The organism is Arthrobacter sp. SO3, assembly GCF_020532825.1.
Classification (GTDB): domain Bacteria; phylum Actinomycetota; class Actinomycetes; order Actinomycetales; family Micrococcaceae; genus Arthrobacter.
The window spans coordinates 33,232-39,125 of the sequence record NZ_MQTS01000189.1 but is presented as its reverse complement, the minus strand read 5'-3'; the positions used below and the strand labels follow the sequence as shown (position 1 = coordinate 39,125).

Annotated in this window: 4 protein-coding genes and 1 tRNA gene; 4 read left to right on the top strand and 1 reads right to left on the bottom strand. The window is 67.5% G+C overall.

The features are described 5' to 3' along the window. Window positions 1-37: 37 nt before the first annotated feature. Window positions 38-110: transfer RNA gene (locus BJQ90_RS17880), tRNA-Arg, on the bottom strand. Window positions 111-257: 147 nt separating this feature from the next. Here BJQ90_RS17880 and argS point away from each other — a divergent pair. Genes argS through thrC form a run of 4 tightly spaced genes read left to right on the top strand, consistent with a single transcriptional unit; the run spans window position 258 to window position 5,887 of the window. Next, complete coding sequence (argS, locus tag BJQ90_RS17875) at window positions 258-1,907, top strand: arginine--tRNA ligase (protein ID WP_226761554.1); 1,650 nt, start codon at window positions 258-260, stop codon at window positions 1,905-1,907. Window positions 1,908-1,912: 5 nt separating this feature from the next. Next, complete coding sequence (locus tag BJQ90_RS17870) at window positions 1,913-3,421, top strand: diaminopimelate decarboxylase family protein (protein WP_226761553.1); 1,509 nt, start codon at window positions 1,913-1,915, stop codon at window positions 3,419-3,421. Beyond that, window positions 3,422-4,780 (top strand): homoserine dehydrogenase, encoded by a 1,359-nt coding sequence (locus BJQ90_RS17865; protein WP_226761552.1) that lies wholly within the window; start codon window positions 3,422-3,424, stop codon window positions 4,778-4,780. Then, complete coding sequence (gene thrC, locus BJQ90_RS17860) at window positions 4,781-5,887, top strand: threonine synthase (RefSeq protein WP_226761551.1); 1,107 nt, start codon at window positions 4,781-4,783, stop codon at window positions 5,885-5,887. Window positions 5,888-5,894 lie beyond the last annotated feature (7 nt).

The following is a 5,894-nucleotide window of genomic DNA, read 5'->3' as shown; positions in this document are numbered from 1 at the left end:
CCCCGCCGTTTCGCTGAAATGGCGGGGTTTTTATCTGTGCCCTCGATTGGAATCGAACCAACGACCTTCTGCTCCGGAGGCAGACGCTCTATCCCCTGAGCTACGAGGGCAGTCAGGGTTCCTGCCGTTACCGGCGGGACGTCCTAGAGCTTAGCAGGAAGGTGGGCCCCAAGGGAAAATCGGCGCGCAGCCCGGGACCTCCTGTCATGCCGGACGCCAAATTCCGCCACACTGCGGGCCACCGGTAGGCTGGAACTGTGACCCCTGAAGAACTCTCCCTCGCCATTTCCGCCTGCCTGAAGGACGCCGTCGCCGCCGGTGAAATCGGGCTTTCCGCATCCGACGTCCCGGATGAGGTGCGCGTGGAGCGTCCGAAGAACCGGGAGCACGGCGACTGGGCCACCAACATCGCCCTTCAGCTGGGCAAAAAAGCGGGCACCAACCCGCGGGAGTTCGCCTCGGTCCTGAGCGCCCGGCTGAAGTCCATCGACGGGGTGTCCGCCGTCGACATCGCCGGACCGGGGTTCCTGAACATCACCGTTGACGCGGCGGCCGCCGGCGCCCTGGCCAAGGCCATCGTCGAAGCGGGGCCGGACTACGGCACCAACACCGCGCTCGCAGGCCACACGGTCAACATGGAGTTCGTCTCCGCCAACCCCACGGGCCCGCTGCACATCGGCCACACCCGCTGGGCCGCCCTGGGCGACGCGATCGCCCGCGTCCTTCGGGCCTCCGGCGCGGACGTCACGGCCGAGTACTACATCAATGACGCCGGGTCGCAGATGAACGTCTTTGCCAACTCCGTGCTTTCCCGGCTCCACGGCCGCGGTGTGCCCGAGGGCGGCTACCCCGGCGAATACATCGCCGATCTTGGCCACGAGGTGCTGACCCAGCACCCGGACGTCCGCGAACTCACCGACGTCGCCGCGCTTCCGGTGATCCGCGGCGCGGCCTACAAGGCCCAGCTGCACGACATCAAACGCACCCTGGCCGAGTTCGGCGTCGAATTCGATGTCTACTTCTCCGAGCAGGAACTCCACGACGCCGGCGCGATCGAGGACGCCGTCGCCCGGCTCCGGGAACAGGGCCACGTCTACGACGACGGCGGCGCGGTCTGGCTGCGCACCACGGACTTCGGCGACGACAAGGACCGGGTGATGATCCGCGCGAACGGCGAACCGACGTACTTCGCCGCCGATGCCGCCTACTACCTGTCCAAAAAGGACCGAGGCTACACCGAGAAGATCTACCTGCTCGGCGCCGACCACCACGGCTACATCAACCGGCTCAAGGCCATCGCCGCCGCCGCCGGGGACGACCCCGAGGTCAACATTGAGGTCCTGATCGGCCAGCTGGTGTCCGTCAACGGCGCCAAGCTCTCCAAGCGCGCCGGCAACATCATCGAGCTCAAGGACCTCATCTCCTGGCTCGGCAGGGACGCCGTCCGCTATTCGCTGGCGCGTTTCCCGGCCGATTCGCCGCTGACCCTGGACCCTGAGCTGCTGAAGAAGCACAGCAACGAGAACCCGGTGTTCTACGTCCAGTACGCGCATGCCCGGTCCCGCGGTGCGGCCCGCAACGCCGTCGCCGCCGGCGTGGACCGGAGCGCCTTCGAGGCGTCGCTGCTGGAGCATGCCACCGAGAACGAGCTGCTCTCGCACCTTGGCAGCTACCCCTCGATCGTGGCCCGGGCCGCCGAACTGCGCGAGCCGCACCGCGTGGCCCGCCACCTGGAGGTCATCGCCGGCGCCTACCACCGCTGGTACGATGCCTGCCGGGTGGCCCCGCTGGGTGACGAGCCGATTACCGATCTCAACCGCACCCGGCTGTGGCTCAACGACGCCACCAGCCAGGTGCTGGCCAACGGACTGGAACTGCTGGGCGTCTCGGCGCCGGAACGGATGTAACCGCCATGACCACCAACCCGTCCACCGCAGCCTCCCCGCTCGCACCGGAATGGCTGCAGGTCCCCGCCGACCTCAACGCCCTGCACGAGCCGCTGTGGGCCGGCGGGGTCGCCCGGAACGACGCCGGCGAGCTCGCCATTGATGGCATCCCCGTCAGCGAACTCCAGCGCCAGTTCGGCACGCCCCTGTTTGTGATGAGCGAGACCGACTTCCGGGTCCGGGCCCGCGCCTTTTCCGACGCCTTCAACGACGCCTTCGCCGACATCTGCGGGGGAGTGGACGTGTACTACGCCGGCAAGTCCTTCCTGTGCACATCGGTGGTTCGCTGGGTGGAGGAGGAGGGCCTGCGGCTGGACACGGCCTCCGGCGGGGAACTCGCCGTCGCCGCCCGCGCCGGGATCCCCGGCGCCGACGTGGCGCTCCACGGCAACAACAAGTCCGACGGCGAGATCCACCGCGCCCTCGACATGCAGCTGGGCCGGATCGTGGTGGACAGCCTCGCCGAACTCGACCGCGTCGCCAAGATCGCCAGCGCCCGCGGCGAAACCGCCAGGGTCATGCTGCGGCTGACCCCCGGCGTGCACGCCCACACCCACGAATTCATCGCCACGGCCCACGAGGACCAGAAGTTCGGCCTCTCCATGGCCGGGGACTCCACCGAGCAGGCCGGGCTGTCAGCGGCCGAGGAGGCCGTGGCCGCGGCGTCGGGCTACGCCAGCATCGACCTGCTCGGCCTGCACTGCCACATCGGCTCGCAGATCTTCGAGCCGGACGGCTTCGCCCTCGCAGCGGAGAAGCTGCTGGACTTCCTCGCCGCGATGCAGTCCAAGTACTCGATCGTGCTCCCTGAACTCGATCTCGGCGGCGGCTACGGCATCGCCTACACGCCCGTGGACACCCCGCGCCCGGCTGCCGACATCGCCCAGGCGATGGCCGCCGTCGTCCGCTCCAAATGCGCGGAGCTGGGCATCTCCGCCCCGCGGATTTCGATCGAACCGGGCCGCGCAATCGTCGGAAGCACCACGTTCACGCTCTATGAAGTGGGCACCCTGAAGACGGTCCGGGTCGATGCCCCCGCAGCCGGCGGAGGAGTTTCCGGCGGTCCCGGCGACGCCGGAAAACCCAGTAAACCCGGCGAAAACGTTACGTACCCGCGCCGGTATGTGTCGGTGGACGGCGGGATGAGCGATAACCCGCGCCCGGTGCTGTATGACGCGGATTACTCGGCCATTCTCGCCTCCCGGACCTCGGAGGAAGCCGCGCAGCTGTCCCGAGTGGTGGGCAAACATTGCGAGAGCGGCGACATAGTTGTTAGAGATGTATATCTGCCCAAGGACGTGGCAGCCGGTGATCTGCTCGCTGTACCGGGTACCGGCGCCTATTGCTGGGCCCTGTCAAGCAACTACAACTATCTGGCCCGGCCGGGCGTTGTCGCTGTGCGCGACGGATCTGCCCGGCTCATAGTCCGCGGGGAAACCGAAGAAGATCTGCTCAACCGCGACATGGGAGTCTGAATGACTGAATTGCGAACCCTGAAAGTAGCCCTGCTGGGCTGTGGCAACGTCGGGGCCCAGGTTGCGCGGATTCTCATCGACGACGCCGACATGCTGGCCTCGCGCGCCGGAGCCCGCCTGGAACTGGCCGGCATCGCCGTGCGCAATCTCGACGCCCCCCGGGAGGTCGAGCTGCCCCGCGGGCTGTTCACCACCGACGCCGAGACCCTGATCAAGGACGCCGACCTGGTGATCGAGCTGATGGGCGGGATCGAACCCGCCCGGACCCTGATCCTGACGGCCATGCAGAACGGCGCCTGCGTCGTTACCGGGAACAAGGCCCTCGTTGCCAAGGACGGCCCGACCCTGCATGAGGAAGCGGACAAGGCCGGCGTGCAGTTGTCCTACGAAGCCGCCGTCGCCGGTGCGATCCCCATTCTGCGGCCCATCCGGGACAGCCTCTCCGGCGACCGGATCACCCGGGTCCTCGGCATCGTCAACGGAACCACCAACTTCATCCTGGACCAGATGGACTCCACCGGGGCGCAGTTCGCCGACGCGCTGGCGGAGGCCCAGCGCCTCGGTTATGCGGAAGCCGACCCCACCGCCGACGTCGAAGGCTACGACGCCGCCTCCAAGGCCGCGATCCTCGCCTCGCTGTCCTTCCACACCCGGTTCTCCCTGGACGACGTGTACTGCGAAGGCATCAGCAACGTCACGGCCGCGGACATCGCCGCGGCGAAGGACGCCGGGTTTGTCATCAAGCTGCTCGCAATCGCCGAGAAGCTAACCGCCGCAGGCACGGAAACAGGCACAAGAACTGGCACGGAAACAGGCGCCAACGGGGATACCGGTGTTTCCGTCCGGGTGCACCCAACGCTGCTGCCACGCGAACACCCGCTCGCTGCCGTGCGCGGCGCGTTCAACGCCGTCTTCATCGAGGCCGAAAACGCCGGCGAGCTGATGTTCTACGGCCAGGGCGCCGGCGGCAAGCCGACGGCGTCGGCCGTAATGGGCGACCTCGTCTCCGCGGCCCGCAGCATCGTCCTCGGCGGCCCCGGCCGTGCCGAGACAACGACCGGACAGGTCACGGCACTTCCCGTCACCGCCGCCGTGACCAGCTACTACATCGGCCTCGACGTCGCCGACCAGCCCGGCGTGCTGGCAAGGATTGCCCAGCTCTTCGCCGAGCACGGCGTCTCCATTGAAATCATGCGGCAGACGATCCACCGCGACTCGGATTCCACGATTGAATCGGCGGAGCTTCGGATCGTTACCCACCGCGCAAGCGAGGCTGCACTGGCAGCCACCGTCGAGGCCGTCAAGGGCCTGGACGTCATCAATTCCGTTACATCCGTACTGCGGGTAGAAGGAGTCTAAGTGGCTCACCAATGGCGCGGCGTCATCCGCGAATATGCTGAACGTCTGCCTGTCACCGAGGCAACGAAGGTCATCACCCTCGGGGAGGGCGGCACTCCGCTCGTGTACGCGCAGCAGCTGTCCGCGCTGACCGGCAGTGACGTCTACCTCAAGGTCGAGGGCATGAATCCGACCGGCTCCTTCAAGGACCGCGGCATGACCATGGCCATGACCGCGGCGGTTGCCGCCGGCGCGAAGGCCGTGGTGTGTGCCTCCACCGGCAACACCTCCGCCTCCGCCGCCGCGTATGCCACTGCGGCCGGACTGAAGTGCGTGGTCCTGGTGCCCGAAGGAAAGATCTCGATGGGCAAGCTGAGCCAGGCGATCGCGCACGGCGCAACCCTGCTGCAGGTCGACGGCAACTTCGACAACTGCCTCGATATCGCCCGCAAACTGGGGGAGTCCTACCCGGTGTTCCTGGTCAACTCGGTCAACCCGGCCCGGATCGAGGGCCAGAAGACCGGTGCCTTCGAAGTAGTCGACTGGCTCGGAGACGCTCCCGACTTCCACGTGCTCCCGGTGGGCAACGCCGGCAACATTACCGCGTACTGGAAGGGCTACAAGGAATACTGCGCACCGTTCGAGTCCGCCACGGCCGGTACGCTGGCCGCAGTCTCCACCAGGACCCCGGTGATGTGGGGCTTCCAGGCCGCCGGTGCGGCACCGTTCGTCGCCGGCCACCCGATCACGGAACCCGACACGATCGCCACCGCCATCCGGATCGGCAACCCGGCCTCCTGGGATTCCGCCATCGCCGCGCGCGACGAGTCCGGCGGCGTGATTGAGGCCGTGACCGACGAGGAAATTCTGTCGGCGCACCGCTGGCTGTCCGCCCGCGAAGGCGTCTTCGTCGAACCCGGCTCCGCCGCGGGTGTCGCCGGCCTGATCAAGAAGCACGCGGCCGGCGAAGTGCCGACCGGCAAGACCATCGTCATCACGGTCACCGGCCACGGACTCAAGGATCCGCAATGGGCGCTCCGCACCGAGGACGGCAGCGAAGTGCAGCCCGTCAAGGTCTCGAACGACGTGGTCACTGTGGCCACAGCCCTGGGCCTGGAAGAAAAGTAACCGTGGA